General features: G+C 71.4%; 12 protein-coding genes. 7 read left to right on the top strand and 5 right to left on the bottom strand.

Annotation, left to right across the window (positions count from 1 at the left end; all coding sequences use genetic code 11):
- The first annotated feature begins 166 nt into the window (after nt 1–166).
- Nucleotides 167–823 (top strand): superoxide dismutase, encoded by a 657-nt coding sequence (locus tag ACQKM2_RS37745; RefSeq protein WP_427717943.1) that lies wholly within the window; start codon nt 167–169, stop codon nt 821–823.
- Between the two features lie 136 nt (nt 824–959).
- On the opposite strand, the gene ACQKM2_RS37740 is transcribed toward ACQKM2_RS37745, so the two are convergent.
- Complete coding sequence (locus tag ACQKM2_RS37740; RefSeq protein WP_427717941.1) at nt 960–1,607, bottom strand: DsbA family protein; 648 nt, start codon at nt 1,605–1,607, stop codon at nt 960–962.
- 125 nt (nt 1,608–1,732) lie between these two features.
- Between ACQKM2_RS37740 and pepN (ACQKM2_RS37735) the strand changes: the two genes are divergently transcribed.
- Nucleotides 1,733–4,288 carry an aminopeptidase N gene (gene pepN / locus ACQKM2_RS37735; RefSeq protein ID WP_427717938.1) on the top strand — a complete coding sequence of 852 codons (2,556 nt, stop codon included), beginning with the start codon at nt 1,733–1,735 and terminating at the stop codon, nt 4,286–4,288.
- A 200-nt stretch (nt 4,289–4,488) separates the two neighbouring features.
- Complete coding sequence (locus ACQKM2_RS37730) at nt 4,489–5,451, top strand: hypothetical protein (RefSeq protein WP_427717937.1); 963 nt, start codon at nt 4,489–4,491, stop codon at nt 5,449–5,451.
- On the opposite strand, the gene ACQKM2_RS37725 is transcribed toward ACQKM2_RS37730, so the two are convergent.
- Both ACQKM2_RS37725 and ACQKM2_RS37720 read right to left on the bottom strand, forming a co-directional pair.
- Nucleotides 5,427–6,323, bottom strand: coding sequence for a pyridoxamine 5'-phosphate oxidase family protein (locus ACQKM2_RS37725; RefSeq protein ID WP_427717935.1), 897 nt, complete (start codon nt 6,321–6,323; stop codon nt 5,427–5,429). The genes ACQKM2_RS37730 and ACQKM2_RS37725 overlap by 25 nt on opposite strands.
- Nucleotides 6,324–6,346: 23 nt before the next feature.
- On the bottom strand, nt 6,347–6,838 hold the full coding sequence (locus tag ACQKM2_RS37720; protein WP_427717932.1) for a VOC family protein: 492 nt from the start codon (nt 6,836–6,838) through the stop codon (nt 6,347–6,349).
- Nucleotides 6,839–6,957: 119 nt separating this feature from the next.
- Here ACQKM2_RS37720 and ACQKM2_RS37715 point away from each other — a divergent pair, with 119 nt between their 5' ends.
- Both ACQKM2_RS37715 and ACQKM2_RS37710 read left to right on the top strand, forming a co-directional pair.
- On the top strand, nt 6,958–7,524 hold the full coding sequence (locus ACQKM2_RS37715; protein WP_427717930.1) for a CGNR zinc finger domain-containing protein: 567 nt from the start codon (nt 6,958–6,960) through the stop codon (nt 7,522–7,524).
- Between the two features lie 274 nt (nt 7,525–7,798).
- Nucleotides 7,799–11,134 (top strand): S8 family serine peptidase, encoded by a 3,336-nt coding sequence (locus ACQKM2_RS37710; protein ID WP_427717928.1) that lies wholly within the window; start codon nt 7,799–7,801, stop codon nt 11,132–11,134.
- A 117-nt stretch (nt 11,135–11,251) separates the two neighbouring features.
- Here ACQKM2_RS37710 and ACQKM2_RS37705 read toward each other — a convergent pair whose 3' ends face one another.
- Nucleotides 11,252–12,733, bottom strand: a complete 1,482-nt coding sequence (locus ACQKM2_RS37705) for a M28 family metallopeptidase (protein ID WP_427717925.1) — start codon at nt 12,731–12,733, stop codon at nt 11,252–11,254.
- Nucleotides 12,734–12,996: 263 nt separating this feature from the next.
- On the opposite strand from ACQKM2_RS37705, the gene ACQKM2_RS37700 reads away from it, so the two are divergent.
- The gene (locus ACQKM2_RS37700) at nt 12,997–14,025 is read left to right on the top strand and encodes an aspartate-semialdehyde dehydrogenase (protein ID WP_427717922.1); all 1,029 of its coding nucleotides are present in this window, start codon (nt 12,997–12,999) and stop codon (nt 14,023–14,025) included.
- Between the two features lie 55 nt (nt 14,026–14,080).
- Here the strand turns inward: ACQKM2_RS37700 and ACQKM2_RS37695 are convergent, their stop codons facing one another.
- The gene (locus ACQKM2_RS37695; RefSeq protein WP_427717919.1) at nt 14,081–14,662 is read right to left on the bottom strand and encodes a DUF1203 domain-containing protein; all 582 of its coding nucleotides are present in this window, start codon (nt 14,660–14,662) and stop codon (nt 14,081–14,083) included.
- A 138-nt stretch (nt 14,663–14,800) separates the two neighbouring features.
- Here ACQKM2_RS37695 and pepN (ACQKM2_RS37690) point away from each other — a divergent pair, with 138 nt between their 5' ends.
- The gene (gene pepN / locus ACQKM2_RS37690; protein WP_427717917.1) at nt 14,801–17,380 is read left to right on the top strand and encodes an aminopeptidase N; all 2,580 of its coding nucleotides are present in this window, start codon (nt 14,801–14,803) and stop codon (nt 17,378–17,380) included.
- Nucleotides 17,381–17,620: the final 240 nt, after the last annotated feature.

The following is a 17,620-nucleotide window of genomic DNA, read 5'->3' as shown; positions in this document are numbered from 1 at the left end:
CCGACAAGCCCTTCCCCCGAGAGGCGGATCCCGTGTGCGACGCGGGGTCCGCCTCTCTGTCGTACAGAGGTGACCCTTACGTGTGACCCGGAATAGATACTGCTAGCGTGCAGTTGCGCATTAATTGCAATAAGCGATTGGCACGCCGAGGGGACCGGATACACGCATGGCCATCTACACGCTTCCTGAGCTTCCGTACGACTACGCCGCCCTGGAGCCGGTGATCAACCCGCAGATCATCGAGCTGCACCACGACAAGCACCACGCGGCCTACGTCACGGGCGCCAACACCACGCTGGAGCAGCTGGAGGAGGCGCGCGACAAGGAGAACTGGGGCGTCCTCAACGGCCTGGAGAAGAACCTCGCGTTCCACCTCTCCGGCCACATCCTGCACAGCATCTACTGGAACAACATGGCCAGCCCGAAGACCGGTGAGGGCGGCGGCGAGCCGACCGCGGCCGACGGCGTCGGCGACCTGGCGGACGCGATCACCGAGTCCTTCGGCTCCTTCGCCAAGTTCAAGAAGCAGCTGACCTTCGCGTCCTCCGCGACGCAGGGCTCCGGCTGGGGCGTCCTCGCGTACGAGCCCGTCAGCGGCCGGCTCCTCGTCGAGCAGGTCTACGACCACCAGGGCAACGTGGGCGTCGCCAGCACGCCGATCCTGGTCTTCGACGCCTGGGAGCACGCCTTCTACCTCCAGTACAAGAACCAGAAGGTGGACTTCATCGAGGCCATGTGGAACGTCGTCAACTGGCAGGACGTGGCCAAGCGCTACGCCGACGCCAAGGCGAACACCCCGCTGCTGATCCCCGTCAAGGGCTGATCGCACACCCGAACCCGTCCGCCTCGTGATCGTCTTCTCAACCTTCACCGGCGGGCGTGTCCAGCAGAAGACCCCCGTGAGGACGTGACTCACGGGGGTCTTCTGTGCGTACGGGGCCGGGCCGGCCGGGTCCGGACTACTCGAAGGAGGGACCCTGGGTGCGGGTCCGCTTGATCTCGTAGAAGCCGGGGGTCGAGGCGACCAGCAGGGTGCCGTCCCACAGGCGGGCGGCGGCCTCGCCGCGCGGGGCGGGCGTGACCACCGGGCCGAAGAAGGCCACCTCGTCGCCGTCGGCGCCGGGCACGGAGATCACCGGGGTGCCGACCTCCTGGCCGACGCGCTCGATGCCGTCGTTGTGGGAGTCGCGCAGCACCTGGTCGTACTCGTCGGAGTCGGCGTAGGCGAGCAGCTCGGCCGGCAGGCCGACCTCCGCCAGGGCGTCGGCGATGACCTCGCGGGTCGCGCCGCGGTCCTCGTTGTGGATCTTGGTGCCGAGGGCGGTGTACAGCTTGCCGGTGACCTCCTCGCCGAACTTCTGCTGGGCGGCGACGACCACCCGCACCGGGGCCCAGCCCTTGGGGCCGAGCAGCTCGCGGTAGCGCTCCGGCAGCTCGTCGAGCTTGTTCTCGTTGAGCACGGCGAGGCTCATCACGTGCCAGCGGACTTCCACGTCGCGGACCTTCTCGACCTCCAGCATCCAGCGGGACGTCATCCAGGCCCAGGGGCAGAGCGGGTCGAACCAGAAGTCGACCGGCGTCTTCTCGCGCACCTGGGTGTCGGTCATGGCTCTCCTCAAGTCACATAAGGCGTCACGGGTCATGTTCTTATCCGCCAACCAGGCCGGGATCGCGCGCATTCCCCGTGGGAGGATTCCAGCGAAGACCGCGATCACGCACGAAGGAGTGCAACGTGCCCGGAGAGAACCTGTCCCGCGACGAGGCCCGCGAGCGGGCCGAGCTGCTGTCCGTCGACGGGTACGAGGTGGTCCTCGACCTGAGGTCAGCAGTGGACGAGGCCGAACCGGCCGAAGGGCCCCGCACCTTCCGCTCGGTGACCACCGTGCGCTTCCGGGCCGCCGTCCCCGGCGCGTCCTCCTTCGCCGACCTGCTCGCCCCCTCCGTGAACTCCGTCACCCTGAACGGGCGCGCGCTGGACCCGGCCTCGGTCTTCGACGGGGCGCGGATCGCGCTGGAGGGCCTGGACTCGGAGAACGTACTGGTCGTCGACGCGAACTGCGCCTACAGCCGGACCGGCGAGGGCATGCACCGCTTCGTGGACCCGGAGGACGGCGAGGTCTACCTCTACACCCAGTACGAGCCGGCGGACGCCCGCCGCGTGTACGCCAACTTCGAGCAGCCCGACCTGAAGGCGCCCTACCGCTTCGAGGTCACCGCGCCCGAGGGCTGGCAGGTCTGGAGCAACGGCGCGGAGGAGTCCCGCGAGGGGCAGACCCGGCGCTTCGCCGAGACCGCGCCCATCTCCACGTACATCACCTGCGTGGTGGCCGGCCCCTACCACTACGTCACGGACACCTACACCCGCGGGGACCTGACCATCCCGCTCGGCGCGATGTGCCGCAAGGGGCTGGCCAAGCACTTCGACGCCGACGACGTGTTCCTCGTCACCAAGCAGGGCTTCGACCTCTTCCACGAGATCTTCGACTACCCGTACCCCTTCGGGAAGTACGACCAGGCCTTCGTGCCCGAGTACAACCTCGGCGCCATGGAGAACCCGGGGATGGTCACCTTCCGCGAGGAGTACATCTTCCGCGGGAAGGTCACGCAGGCCTCCTACGAGCGGCGCGCGAACGTCATCCTGCACGAGATGGCGCACATGTGGTTCGGCGACCTGGTCACCATGAAGTGGTGGGACGACCTGTGGCTGAAGGAGTCCTTCGCGGACTTCATGGGCTCCTTCGGACTCGTCGAGGCCACCCGCTTCGACCAGGCCTGGGTCACCTTCGCCAACAGCCGCAAGGCGTGGGCGTACCGGGCCGACCAGCTGCCGTCCACGCACCCGATCACGGCCGACATCCGTGACCTGGAGGACGCGAAGCTGAACTTCGACGGCATCACGTACGCCAAGGGCGCCGCGGTGCTCAAGCAGCTCGTCGCGTACGTGGGCCGGGAGGCGTTCCTGGACGGCGCGCGGCGCTACTTCAAGGCGCACGCGTACGGGAACACCACCCTGGACGACCTGCTGTCGGTGCTCGGGGAGGTCTCCGGGCGGGACATGGCCGAGTGGTCGCGGGCCTGGCTCCAGACGGCCGGCGTGAACGCGCTGACGCCGGTGGTGACCTCCGACGCGGCCGGGCGGCTGACGGAGCTGGCGGTGGTCCAGGAGGGCGACGAGCTGCGCCCGCACCGGGTCGCGGTGGGCCTGTACCGGCTGGAGGCCGACGGGTCGCTGGCGCGCTACGCGCGGGCCGAGGCGGACGTGGCGGGCGGCCGGACGGCGGTCGCGGAGCTTGCCGGGCTGGAGCGGCCGGACCTGGTGCTGGTCAACGACGAGGACCTCACGTACTGCAAGATCCGCTTCGACGAGGCCTCGCTGGCCACGCTGCGCGGGCACCTGGGCGACCTGACGGACCCCCTCGCCCGGGCGCTGTGCTGGTCGGCGCTGTGGAACCTGACGCGGGACGCGCTCATGCCCGCGCGGGACTTCGTCTCGCTGGTCCTGGCGCACGCGGGCCGGGAGACCGACGTCGGCGTGCTCCAGCAGCTGCACGCGCAGGCGCTGAGCGCGGTCACCCACTACACCCCGGCGAACCGGCGCGAGCAGACCGGGCGGGACCTGGCCGCGGGCGCGCTGCACGAGCTGCGGCTGGCCGAGCCGGGCTCCGAGCACCAGCTGACCTGGGCCCGGTTCTTCGCGGCGAGCGCGGCGACGGAGGGCGACTTCCAGCTGCTGCTGGGCCTGCTGGACGGCACCGCGCGGATCGACGGGCTGGAGGTCGACCAGGAGCTGCGCTGGGACTTCCTGCTGCCGCTGGTGGCGCACGGCGCCCTGGACGAGGCGGCGGTGGAGGCCGAACTGACCCGGGACGACACGGCTTCGGGCAAGCGGCACCAGGTGCGGTGCCTGGCCGCCCGGCCGTCGGCGGCGGTCAAGGACCAGGCGTGGGCGGCGGTGGTCGAGTCGGACGCGCTGTCGAACGCTCTGGTGGAGGCCACCATCTCCGGGATGCAGCAGGGCTCGCAGCGCGAGCTGCTGGCCGGCTACACGGGGCGCTACTTCGAGGTGATCGAGCGGGTCTGGGCGCAGCGCTCGATCCAGATCGGCATCGACGTGGTGAAGGGGCTCTACCCGATGCTCCAGGACGCGCGGGCCACGGTCGACGCCACCGACGCGTGGCTCGCCGCCCGCCCGGACGCGGCCCCCGCGCTGCGCCGGCTGGTGCTGGAGTCCCGCGACGACCTGGCCCGCGCGCTGCGCGGCCAGGCCTGCGACGCGGCCGCGGGCTGATCCGCCGCCCGGCGGGGTGCGGGCCGGCGCCCGCACCCCGCCGCCGTGGTGCCGCACGGCCCGTGAGTTCGTAGGATGGTCGGACTCAGCGGGCCTTTTCGGCACTCGAACGCCCGTACTTTAGCCCCGGCTTGTCCGGATTTGTCGACGGGCGTGTAACAGGGGTTAGCAAGGCCATGGCCTGAGGGAATCACCGCGTCATGAACCAGAACGCACCCCTCCCCCTCGCCCACCTCACCGCCAGCCGCCCCCGCGTGCTGACCCTCGCGCAGCTGCGCGAGCACGGCGTCAGCGCCTCCGAGGCCGCCGGGCGGCCCTGGCAGCAGGTGCTGCCCGGGGTGTTCCTGCTCCACTCCGGCCCCGCGACCAGCGAGGAGCGGCTGCACGCCGCCCTGCTGTACGCCGGCCGGCGCGGCAGCGGCGAGGTCATGATCACCGGGCTGGCCGCCCTCGCGCTCTACCGGTTCTCCGCCACCCCCGCCCTGCTCAACCTCTCCCACATCGACGTGCTGGTGCCCAACACCCGCCGCCTGCGCTCCACCGGCGACGTCCGCATCGTCCGCGCCCACACCCCGCCCCGGCCCGTGGAGGTGACCGGCCTGCCGGTGGCCCCGGTGGCGCGGGCCGTCGCCGACGCCGTCGGACAGGTCTCCGACGCCGGCACGGTGCGCCGCATCCTCAGCGAGGCCGTGCGCGGCGGACACTGCGAACCGGCCGCCGTCGTACGGGAGCTGACGGTGGCCCGGCTGCTGAACCGTCCGCACGTGGTCGACGCCGTCGAGTCCCTCCTCGCGGAGGGCCGGGCCATCGCCGAGGACCGGCTGTACCAGCTCGTACGCGGCTACGAGCTCCCCGAGCCCGTCTGGAACGTGGACCTGCGCCTGCCCGGCGGCCCGCACCTGGGCGGCGTCGACGCGTACTGGCCCGAGCAGGCCGTCGCCATCGAGATCGACACCCGGGCCCCCCGCCAGGGCGAGGACGAGGACTGGTCCGAGGCGGTCCGCAAGCGGGAGACCCTGGAGCGCCTCGGGGTGACCGTCCTCTACCTGACCCCCCGCAAGCTGCGCGACTGGCCCGAGCAGCAGGCGGCGGTCGTCCGGACCGCCCTGACGGCGTCCGGCGACCGCGAGCCCGCCGCCTACCTGGTCGTACTGCCCCGGTGAGGCGGGTTGGCCGGGGAGTACTCCGGGGCGCTCCAGCGCAGCCGCCCCGGATGCAGGCCCTCCACCACCGCCTCCACCCGGAAGCGCACGGCCCGGCTCCCGCCGGGGCCGAACTCGGTCCGGGCCCGCCCGCTCAGCTGGAGCAGCCCGCCGCCCTCCCAGTCGGGGAAGAGCAGCCCGGCCCGCTCGTCGGCGGCCAGGTTGCCCAGGGTCAGGAACATCGCGTTGCCCGCGTAGTCCGGCCAGCGCAGCTCCGTCGGCGAGAGCACCTCCACGAAGCCGGGCATCCCGCCCCGGTGGCTGGCATCGGCCCCGTCCGCCTCGGCGGTGGTGGCGACGAAGAAGGTGTCGGCGGCGCGGACGGCCCGCTCGTGGCCGGGGGTGAGCGCATCCCCGCGCCGCACCACTCCGGGCCCGTCGGCCACCAGCTCCAGCGGCTGCCGCTTCTGCAGGTACTTGGGGCAGTTGGAGAACACCTGCTCGGCCGCCACCTCGAAACCGCCGGGCGCCACGGCGAGGGTCCCGTTGAGCCGCATCCGGCGCCGGGTGCGCGGGTCGAGGGAGATCGTGCCGACCCGGGTGCCGGCGGTGGCCAGCGCCCCGGCCAGCGGGTCGCCCTCCGGAAGGCCCCCCGAGACCCGGATGCGGTCCGGCCCGGTGGCCCGTGCGAAACCGGGCGCACCGGTGAGCAGCGAGGCCCACAGCCGGCCCGCGCCGTCGGCGGCTCCGACGACGAGGTGGGGCTGCTGGGCGAGGAAGGCCGCCGCGACGTCGCGGATGTCGGCGCCGATGGAGCGGCCGACGTGCTCGGCGAGCTCGCGTACGCCGACCCGTTCCTGCACGGCCAGCGAGCCCTCGTGGTACCGGCCCATGATGTCCCCCAATCCTTGAGTTCCTAGAAGAAGCCGCAGGTCGGAGCATCCGCCGTGGGGACGGGAGCGCCCTGCGCGCCGGTGGGCACGGAGATTTCCAGACGGGTGCCGTCCGGGTCGTGGAAGAAGATCCCCCCGGAGGCGGCGCCCTCGCGGTGGGCGACGACGCCCTCGTAGGCGAACTCGACGCCGAGGCCGCGCAGCCGCTCCTCGTACGCCCGGACCTCCTCGATCGCGCCGGCCGAGAACGCGAGGTGGTGCAGTCCGGCGGCCTGCGGCCGGTACGGGCCCTCCGCCTGCTGCCAGAGGGTCAGGACGAGTTCGCCGTCCTGCCCGAGGAAGGCGAACCTGCGGCCCTCCTCCTTGCCCTCGCCCAGCAGAGCGAAGCCGAGGGCGTCGCGGTAGAAGGCGAGCGAGCGGTCCAGGTCGGTGACGTTGAGGCCGATGTGCCCGGTGCGGAGCGTGCCGGCGGTGGCGGTGGCGGCGCTGGTGGCGCTGGTGATGGCGGTCGACATGAGGGTCCCTTCCCCGAGGTCCGAGCTTTCCTAACCTTCTACATCGAGATTAAAGGTTAGATCGAAGCCCGTCAACCGGTCACGTACCCTTGAGGGGTTAGCGACGCGAGGAGGCGGACATGACGGCACCGACCACGGACCCCCGTCCGCTGACCGGTGAACCGGTCTCCCTGGACCTGCTGAACACGCGCTGGATGCTGGAGGGCGAGATCGCCGACCTCTTCGCGGGGGCCTTCGGGCTGAGCCGCCTGGAGGGCCTGGGCCTCTGGCTGGAGAGCGCCGGCCTGGCCGACCGCTTCCGCGCCGACAAGTCGACCCTGGTCCACCTGCTGACCGCGCGCGAGGCCATCGCCCGCGCGGTCGCGGACCCGGCGGACGAGGGCGCGCGCTCCCTGGTGGACTCCGTACTGGAGCACGGCCGGATCCGGGCCACCCTCACCGCCGAAGGCCCCGGCGAGCGCCCCGAGTTCGCCGACCCCTCCTGGGGCCCGGCCTGGACGGCGGCCCGCGACTACCTCGGCCTGCTGGCCACCGCTCCCGACCGGATCCGCAAGTGCGCCTCGGAGACCTGCGTCCTGCACTTCCACGACACCTCGCGCAACGGCACCCGGCGCTGGTGCTCCATGGCCGTCTGCGGCAACCGCGCCAAGGCCTCGCGCCACTACGCGCGCACGCGCGAGCGCTGAACGGTCGGAATCTGTCACACCGGCCGTGAGACGGAAGGCCGATCCTTCCGCGTAAGACGGTCGGAAAGTCGATAAATAGACTCACCGGGCACTACAAGTCGCCCCGGCTTGCCCCGGCATGTCCTCACTGGCGGGCACTCCGCGCTGACGGAAACCCGCCATGTCAGGTCTCGGTCAATGACAACACTCCCCAAACAGCTGTCACTTAGGCAAAGCTGACCGGTCATCCGGCACCGAATTCCGGACCGTATCTTTCACTTAGCCAGGGATGCTGATGACCCTCGACTCCCCCAGCTCCACCACCGGGGCCATACCCGGCGCCAGGCGCGCGGCCCGCGTCGCGGCGGCCGCGGGCCTGGTGGCCGCCCTCTGCGCCACCGGCGCGGTGCCCGCCTTCGCGGCGGCCGGCGACGACCCGTGGACGACCGCCCCGGTCAAGTCCGCGGACCAGAAGCTCGGTTCGGCCGACGCCGAACTGCTCCAGGAGGCCAAGGCCAAGGGTGACGCGACCGTCACCGTCATGGTCGCGACCGCCCCCGGCCAGACCAAGCAGGTCGCCGACCAGCTGGACGCCGTCCAGGGCGCCTCGATCGGCCAGACGTACGACAAGCTCGGCTACGTACGCGCCACCCTGCCGACCGACAAGGCGGAGGCCGCGCTGAAGGCGGCCGCCAAGCTGGAGTCCGTGCACGGCATGGACCTGCGGCACGAGATCCGGCTCCCGGACCCGCGCCCCGAGGCGAGCAAGGACGGTTCGGCCAAGAAGACCGCCGCCGAGTCCTACCCGGCGCCGGACAAGAACACCCCGGCCAAGAACCCGTACAACCCCTCGTTCGAGACCGGCTCCGTGGACTTCGTCAAGAAGAACCCGCAGGCCGACGGCCGTGGCGTGACCATCGGCATCATGGACTCGGGCGTCGACGTCAGCCACCCCGCGCTGCAGAAGACCACCACCGGCGAGCGCAAGATCGTCGACTGGGTGACCGCGACCGACCCGATCACGGACAACGACGGGACCTGGCGCGCCCAGATCACCCCCGTCACCGCCACGGGCGGCTCCTTCACCGCCGGCGGCCAGAGCTGGAAGGCCCCCGAGGGCAACTTCCAGTGGAGCCGCTTCAGCGAGTCGATCACCGCCAACGGCGACATGAAGGGCGACGTCAACCGGGACGGGGACACCACCGACCGGTTCGGCATGCTCTACGACGCGGCCGCCGGAACCGTCCGCGTCGACACCGACCAGGACGGCGACTTCACCAACAACGAGCCGATGAAGCCGTACAAGGACGGCTACCAGATCGGCTGGTTCGGCACGGACAACCCGGCGACCGAGGTCGCGGAGCGGATCCCCTTCACCATCGAGATCCGCAAGGACGTCAAGATGGACCCGCTCGGTGGCGACTGGGTCGGCAAGAAGGCCGACTTCGTCAACATCGGCATCATCGAGTCCGAGCACGGCTCGCACGTCGCCGGCATCACCGCGGCCAACGGCCTGTTCGGCGGCCAGATGAACGGCCAGGCGCCGGGCGCGAAGCTCGTCTCCTCCCGCGCCTGCTCCTGGTCCGGCGGCTGCACCAACGTCGCGCTGACCGAGGGCATGATCGACCTCGTCGTCAACCGCGGCGTCGACATCGTCAACATGTCGATCGGCGGCCTGCCGGCGCTCAACGACGGCAACAACGCCCGCTCCGAGCTCTACAAGAACCTCATCGACACCTACGGCGTCCAGCTCGTCATCTCGGCGGGCAACGAGGGTCCGGGCGTCAACACCATCGGCGACCCCGGCCTCGCCGACAAGGTCATCTCCGTGGGTGCCGCGGTCTCCAAGGAGACCTGGGCCGCCAACTACGGCTCCGGCGTGACCAAGAAGTACAACATGTTCCCCTTCTCCTCGCGCGGTCCGCGTGAGGACGGCGGGTTCACGCCGACCATCACCGCCCCCGGCGCGGCCATCAACACCATCCAGACCTGGCTGCCCGGCGCGCCCGTGAAGGAGGCCGGCTACAACCTCCCGGCCGGCTACGGCATGCTCCAGGGCACCTCGATGTCCTCGCCGCAGGCCGCGGGCGCCAGCGCCCTGCTGATCTCGGCCGCCAAGCAGGCGAAGATCGCCCTGCCCCCGGCCAACCTGCGCGTGGCGCTGACCAGCACCGCCAAGAAGATCGACGACGTTCCGGCCCACGCACAGGGCGCCGGTCTCATCGACATCCCCAAGGCGTGGGAGTCCATCCAGCGCGGCGCCAAGGCCAACGAGTTCACGGTCAAGGCCCCCGTCGACACCGCGCTCGACCAGTTCCTGAAGACCCCGGGCTTCGGCACCGGCCTCTACGACCGCGAAGGCGGCCTGAAGGTCGGCCAGAAGAAGGTCTACGACGTCGTCGTCACCCGCACCACCGGCGTCAAGTACGGCACCCGGCACAACATCAGCTGGCGCAACAACGACGGCACCTTCAAGGTCGTCGGTGGTGGCGGCTACGACTACGTCACCCTGCCGCTGAACAAGCCGGTCACCATCAAGGTCGAGGCCAACGTCAAGTCGGCCGGCGTCCACAGCGGCATCCTGCAGCTCGACGACCCCACCACCGAGGGCGTCGACAAGCAGATCCTGGCCACGGTCGTCGCCTCCACCCCGCTGGCGAAGCCGTCCTTCACGCTGTCGGACAAGTCCACTGTGCAGCGCAACAGCCACAAGTCGTACTTCGTGACCGTCCCGCAGGGCGCCAAGACCCTTGAGGTCGCCCTCGGCGGGCTCGCGGCGGGCAGCCAGACGCGCTTCATCTCGATCCACCCGTACGGCACGGGCGTCGAGGACAGCGCGACCACCCAGTGCTACCCGAACTACGACAACCCGGCCAACCAGTGCCGCCCCGACCTGCGCTCGTACGAGAACCCGCAGCCGGGCGTCTGGGAGATCGAGGTCGAGTCGCGCCGTACGTCGCCGCTGCTCGACAACCCGTTCAAGCTGGACGTCTCCGTCCTCGGCGCGGGCTTCGACCCGGCCGTCAAGGTCCTGCCCGAGGTCAAGCAGGGCACCCCGGCGCCGGTCCAGTGGACCGTGAAGAACGACGCCGCCGCCATCACCGGCGGCAAGCTGCGCGGCGGCCCGCTCGGCTCCGCGAAGGTCGACAAGCCGACCATCGCCGCCGGCGAGACCAAGACCACCGAGGTCACCGTCGGTGAGGGCGCCGCCCGCCTCGACGTCGCGATCAACAAGCCCTCGGACACCGCCGCCGACCTCGACCTCGAGGTCTACAAGGACGGCGTCAAGGTCGGCTCCTCCGCCGACGGCGACTCCGACGAGTCCGTCAGCCTGGTCAAGCCCGCCGCCGGTACCTACACCATCAAGGTGATCGGCTACGCGATCCCGGCCGGCACCACCACATACGACTACCGCGACGTGTTCTTCTCCGCCGCCCTGGGCTCCGTCCAGGTCGACGAGGCCGCCGCGGTCAACCTCGCCACCGGCGCCTCCGCGCAGGTCTCGGCGAACGTCCTGGTGACGGGCGCGGCCCCCGAGGGCCGTCAGTTCTTCGGCCAGGTCCAGCTGCTCAACGCCCGCGGCACCGCCGCCGGCACCGGCAGCGTGCAGATCGACAAGGTCATCCCGTAACGGCGTGACCCGCTGGACGCGTGAACGCGTGAACGCATGACGGAGGGGCGGTGCTCGGTCGAGCACCGCCCCTTCGGCTTCCCCCCTCGGCTTCCCCCCTCGTGCCCTCGCGCCCCCTTACTTGCCCAGCGTCCGCAGGGACTCCGCGTACGTGCCGACCGCGTGGGCGATGACGTCCAGGTTGGTGTCGAACGCCTTGAGGTCGATGTTCTTCAGGTTGTCGCCCGCCCCGTGGTAGTTCGGGTCGTACGCCGCCCCGGCCGTGCCGCCGTAGCGCTTGGCCTGCTCGGCGGTCTTGATGCCCTCGGCGCCGGTGAAGGTGCCGCCCGCCGGGATGCCGTTCTCGATGAACGGGCCGTAGTCGGAGCGGCCGTCGAAGTCACTGCCCTCGTGCGGCTTGCCCTTCTTGTCCAGGAAGCCGTTGATCAGCGCCTCGATCTGCGCCGAGCCCGCCGGGCCGGCACCCGCGCCGGTCTTGTCCGAGTCGTCGCCGTCGTAGACGAACTGCGCCGGGTTCGGCGAGGCGATCATGTCGAAGTTCAGGTAGAGCGCGATGTCCTTCTTCTGCTTCTCGGACAGCTGCGCCACGTAGTGCTCGGAGCCCAGCAGGCCCAGCTCCTCCGCCGACCACCAGGCGAAGCGCACCTTGTTGGCGGGCCCCTTGTTCTTCTTGTTGGCGCCCTCGTCGGCGAGCTTGAGGGCCACCTCCAGGAGGCCGGCCGAGCCGGAGCCGTTGTCGTTGATGCCGGGGCCCTCGGGGACCGAGTCCAGGTGCGAGCCGACCGCCACCACGCGGTCGGCGCGGCCGCCGCGCGTCTCGGCGATCACGTTGCGGGTGGTCTTCTTCACGTGCTCCTGGTCCAGGTCCAGGCGCACCTTCACCTCGCCCTTGGCGGCGGCCGCGGCCAGCGCCTCGCCGTCGGCCAGGGTGATGCCCGCGCTCGGGATGACCCCCTCGGCCGGGGAGGAGAACCCGCCGCGGACCGGGGTGGTGCCGCTGTGGTTGTAGACGATCACGCCGACCGCGCCCGCCGCGGCGGCGGCCCGCTGCTTCTCCACGAAGGTGCACGCACCCCGCTTGACCAGTGCGATCTTCCCCGTGAAGGTGCCGGAGGCGTAGTCGTCGGCGGTGCAGCCCGGGGTCTCGTCGACCCGCGCGAGGGCGAGCGGGGCGGCCAGGCCGCCGGCCGGGGTGGACTTGGTGAAGGTGAAGGCCGCCGTGGCCAGCTCGCGCGGCTGGTCGCCGAGGACGGTGGTCTTCTCCGTCTTCGTGTGCGCCTCGTAGATGTCGAAGTCCTGGTACGAGACGTCGTACCCGGCCTTCTTCAGGATGTCGTGGACGTAGGCGGCCGAGGCGGCGTGGCCGGGGGTGCCCGCGGCCCGGTTGCCGCCGTTGGCGTCGGCGATCTGCTGGAACTTCGCCAGGTGGCGGTAGGCCCCGCGCGCGGTGACCTCCTCCACCAGCTCCTGGGCCAGCTTCCCCTCGCGCGGATGGGCGCTGGCCGGGGTGGCCGCCAGCAGCACGGGAGCGGCGACGGCGGCCGCCGCGAGGGCGGCGAGGGCCGGTATGGACCGGCGGTGGCGGTGGATGTTCGGCATGGTGCTGTCCCCCCGGGGTGCGGGTGTATCGGCTTCTGGTGCGCCGCGTCCGGATAACGATCACGGCTGAACGGAAGCTAACCGCCCCTGACCAGGCAAAACGGACCTTCGGGGGTGCTGAAACACGGCCGTCACGGACTCGTCACCGGGGTTCATGGACCCGACACTGTCCGCACCTCGGACAATGGATTGGACAAGCCTCGTGGGGTCGAACGCATGATGGCTTCACGCGCGCCCGCGTCCACGTACCAAAAGGAGTCACCGTGAGGGTCGGAATCGTCGGAGCCACCGGACAGGTCGGCGGAGTCATGCGCGGCATCCTCGCCGAACGGAAGTTCCCGGTGGACGAGCTGCGGCTGTTCGCCTCGGCCCGTTCCGCCGGCTCCACCATCGACTGGCAGGGCCAGGAGATCACCATCGAGGACGCCTCCACGGCCGACTACTCCGGCCTGGACATCGTGCTCTTCTCCGCGGGCGGCGCCACCTCCAAGGCCCTCGCCGAGAAGGTCGCCTCCCAGGGTGCCGTCGTGATCGACAACTCCTCCGCGTGGCGCAAGGACCCCGAGGTCCCCCTCGTGGTCTCCGAGGTCAACCCGCACGCGATCAAGAACCGCCCCAAGGGCATCATCGCGAACCCGAACTGCACCACCATGGCCGCCATGCCCGTGCTGCGCCCGCTGCACGACGAGGCGGGGCTCACCGCCCTGATCGCCACCACCTACCAGGCCGTCTCCGGCTCCGGCCTGGCCGGCGTCGCCGAGCTCGACGGCCAGGTCATGGCCGTGGCCGCCGACGCGACCAAGCTGGTCCACGACGGCGAGGCCGTCGAGTTCCCCGAGCCGGGCGTCTACAAGCGCTCCATCGCCTTCAACGTGCTGCCGCTGGCCGGCGCCATCGTCGACGACGGCTCCTTCGAGACCGACGAGGAGCAGAAGCTCCGCAACGAGTCCCGCAAGATCCTGGAGATCCCCGGCCTCAAGGTCTCCGGCACCTGCGTGCGCGTCCCCGTCTTCTCCGGCCACTCGCTCCAGGTCAACGCCCGCTTCGAGCGTCCGATCAGCGTCGAGCGCGCCTACGAGCTGCTGGGGGACGCCCCGGGCGTCGAGCTGTCCGAGATCCCGACCCCCCTCCAGGCCGCCGGCAAGGACGCCTCGTACGTGGGCCGCATCCGCGTGGACGAGACCGTCGACAACGGCCTCGCGCTCTTCCTCTCCAGCGACAACCTCCGCAAGGGCGCCGCGCTGAACGCCGTCCAGATCGCGGAGCTGGTCGCGGAGGAGCTGCGCGGCTGACGCCACCGGTTCGACGGGAGGGGCGGTGCCGGTACGGCACCGCCCCTCCCGCGTGTCAGGGCCTGCGGACCTCGAAGAGGAAGCAGCCGTACTCGGCCGCGCGGACGTGGACGAGGGCGGTGAGCGGGTCGGCGAAGGCCTCCGCCAGCGCCTGCTCGACGGCCTCGGAACCGGCTTCGGCACCGGCTTCGGCACCGGCTTCGGCACCGGCACCGGCACCGGCACCGGGCAGTGCGAGGACGCGGCCGCCGAGGATGCGCCCGCCCGCGTCGTAGCGGCGCACCGTGCGCAGGGCCCCGGCGTTCGCGAAGGGGTGGCCGGCTCCCGCGGAGGGTCCGCCGCACTCGGCGCCGTGCACGAAGACCGGGCCCTGCTCGTCGTACGCACCCGGATCGGCCCCCGTGGCCGCCGCCCAGCGGCGCAGCGGGGCGTACGAGACGAGGGCGATCCGCTCCCCCGGCCGGCTGCGGCGCAGACAGCAGCGCAGCGGCGCGCCGCCCTCCGGATCCTCGTACGGCAGGCAGGGCCGGCCCGCGTCGTCCCGCGCCCGCAGGGCGGTGAGGGCGGCGGGCGGGATGGGCAGGGCCGTGTACGCCGCGTACGTCGTGTGCGTCGTGTCCGTCGTGGTGGTGGTCATGGATCCAGGGTGCGCGGGCGGCCCGGCCGGGTCTGGCAGGAATCGGACCTCGTGTTCGCCTCTGGGTTAGTCCCGCCCGGCAGCCCGGCCCGCGTGGAAGGATGGCGGGGCAACGTCACCATCAAAGGAGATGAACGCGTGCCTGGCACGAATCTCACCCGTGAAGAGGCTCAGCAGCGGGCGAAGCTGCTCACCGTCGACTCGTACGAGATCGAACTCGATCTCAGCGGCGCGCAGGAGGGCGGCACCTACCCGTCCGTGACCACCGTGCGCTTCCAGTCGGCCGAGGCAGGCGCCGGGACCTTCATCGACCTGGTCGCGCCGGCCGTCCACGAGGTCGTCCTGAACGGCAAGTCGCTGGACGTGGCCGCCGTCTTCCGCGACTCGCGGATCGCCCTGGACCACCTCGCCGCCGGGGCCAACGAACTCCGCGTCGTCGCGGACTGCGCCTACACCAACACCGGCGAGGGCCTGCACCGCTTCGTCGACCCGGTCGACCAGCAGGCGTACCTGTACACCCAGTTCGAGGTGCCGGACGCGCGGCGCGTCTTCGCCAGCTTCGAGCAGCCCGACCTGAAGGCGACGTTCCAGTTCACCGTGACGGCCCCCGAGGGCTGGACGGTCATCTCGAACTCCCCGACGCCGGAGCCCAAGGACCGGGTGTGGGCCTTCGAGCCGACCCCGCGGATCTCCTCGTACATCACCGCGCTGATCGTCGGCCCGTACCACGCCGTGCACAGCTCGTACGAGGGCCCGGACGGGCAGTCCGTGCCGCTCGGCATCTACTGCCGCCCCTCGCTCGCCGAGTTCCTCGACGCCGACGCGATCTTCGACGTCACGCGGCAGGGCTTCGACTGGTTCCAGGAGAAGTTCGCCTACGACTACCCCTTCGCGAAGTACGACCAGCTCTTCGTGCCGGAGTTCAACGCGGGCGCGATGGAGAACGCCGGTGCGGTCACCATCCGCGACCAGTACGTCTTCCGCTCGAAGGTGACGGACGCGGCGTACGAGGTGCGCGCCGAGACCATCCTGCACGAGCTCGCCCACATGTGGTTCGGCGACCTCGTCACCATGGAGTGGTGGAACGACCTGTGGCTGAACGAGTCGTTCGCCACCTACACCTCGATCGCCTGCCAGGCCTACGCCGAGGGCTCGAAGTGGCCGCACGCGTGGACCACGTTCGCGAACTCCATGAAGACCTGGGCCTACCGGCAGGACCAGCTGCCGTCCACCCACCCGATCATGGCCGACATCCGCGACCTGGACGACGTCCTGGTCAACTTCGACGGCATCACGTACGCCAAGGGCGCCTCGGTGCTCAAGCAGCTCGTCGCGTACGTGGGCATGGACGCCTTCTTCAAGGGCGTGCAGGCGTACTTCAAGGCGCACGCCTTCGGCAACACGCGCCTGTCGGACCTGCTGGGCGCGCTGGAGGAGACCTCCGGCCGCGACCTGACCGCCTGGTCGAAGGCGTGGCTGGAGACGGCCGGCATCAACGTGCTGCGGCCCGAGATCGAGACGGACGCCGAGGGCCGCATCACCTCCTTCGCCGTCCGCCAGGAGGCCCCGGCGCTCCCGGCCGGCGCCAAGGGCGAGCCGGTGCTGCGCCCGCACCGCATCGCGGTCGGCCTGTACGACCTGGAGGGCGGCAAGCTCGTCCGCAAGGACCGGATCGAGCTGGACATCGACGGCGACCTGACGGCCGTACCGGAGCTGGCGGGGCGCGCCCGTCCGGCGGTCGTGCTGCTCAACGACGACGACCTGTCGTACGCGAAGGTGCGGCTGGACGAGGTCTCGCTGGCGAACGTCACCGCGCACCTGGGCGACTTCACCGAGTCGCTGCCGCGGGCGCTGTGCTGGGCCTCGGCGTGGGACATGACGCGTGACGGCGAGCTCGCCACGCGCGACTACCTGTCGCTGGTCCTGTCGGGCATCGGCAAGGAGTCCGACATCGGCGTGGTGCAGTCCCTGCACCGCCAGGTGAAGCTGGCCGTCGACCTGTACGCCGACCCGGCGTGGCGGGACCAGGGCCTGGCCGTCTGGACCGAGGCCACGCTGGAGCACCTGCGCGGCGCCCAGCCGGGCAGCGACCACCAGCTGGCGTGGGCGCGCGCCTTCGCGGCGACGGCCCGTACCGAGGGGCAGCTGACCTACCTGGCGGCGCTGCTCGACGGCTCGGCCGAGATCGAGGGCCTGGTCGTGGACACGGAGCTGCGCTGGGCGTTCCTGGAGCGCCTGGCGGCCACGGGCCTCGCCGACGAGGCGGCCATCGCCGCCGAGCTGGAGCGGGACGCGACGGCCGCCGGCGAGCGCCACGCGGCGACGGCGCGGGCCGCGCGGCCGACGGCCGAGGCCAAGGCGGAGGCCTGGGCGTCGGTGGTGGAGTCCGCCGACCTGCCGAACGCGGTGCAGGAGGCCGTGATCGGCGGCTTCGTCCAGACCGACCAGCGCGAGCTGCTCGCGCCGTACGCGGAGAAGTACTTCGCGGTGGTCAAGGACATCTGGGAGAGCCGCAGCCACGAGATCGCGCAGCAGATCGCGGTGGGCCTGTACCCGTCCCTCCAGGTGTCGCAGGCGACCCTGGACGCGACGGACGCGTGGCTGGCCTCGGCCGACCCGAACGCCGCCCTGCGCCGCCTGGTCTCGGAGTCCCGCGCAGGCGTGGAACGCGCCCTGAAGGCCCAGTCCGCCGACGCGGCCGCAGCCGCCGGAGCCTGACGGCCGGCCCCCGCCCCGCCCCTCCGGGGACGGGGCGGGGGCTATTGGGCGACATCCCCCTGGGCGGGAGCAGGGAGGGTTTGGGGGTTTCCCGTCAGTCCCATCGTCCTTCCGTGTCGGGCCGCCCTGTCAAGGGCGCTCCCTCCGGTCGCGTCGCTTCGCGATCGCCTTCGGCGACCCTTGACAGGCCGTCCCGCCCCGGAATGCCGAAAGACTGCCGGGAAACCCCCAAAAGGAACG

The sequence above is a fragment of the Streptomyces sp. NPDC004126 genome (assembly GCF_050275515.1).
Classification (GTDB): Bacteria; Actinomycetota; Actinomycetes; order Streptomycetales; family Streptomycetaceae; genus Streptomyces.
The sequence above is the reverse complement of the archived record's forward strand: the minus strand, read 5'-3'. Positions and strand labels throughout refer to the sequence as shown.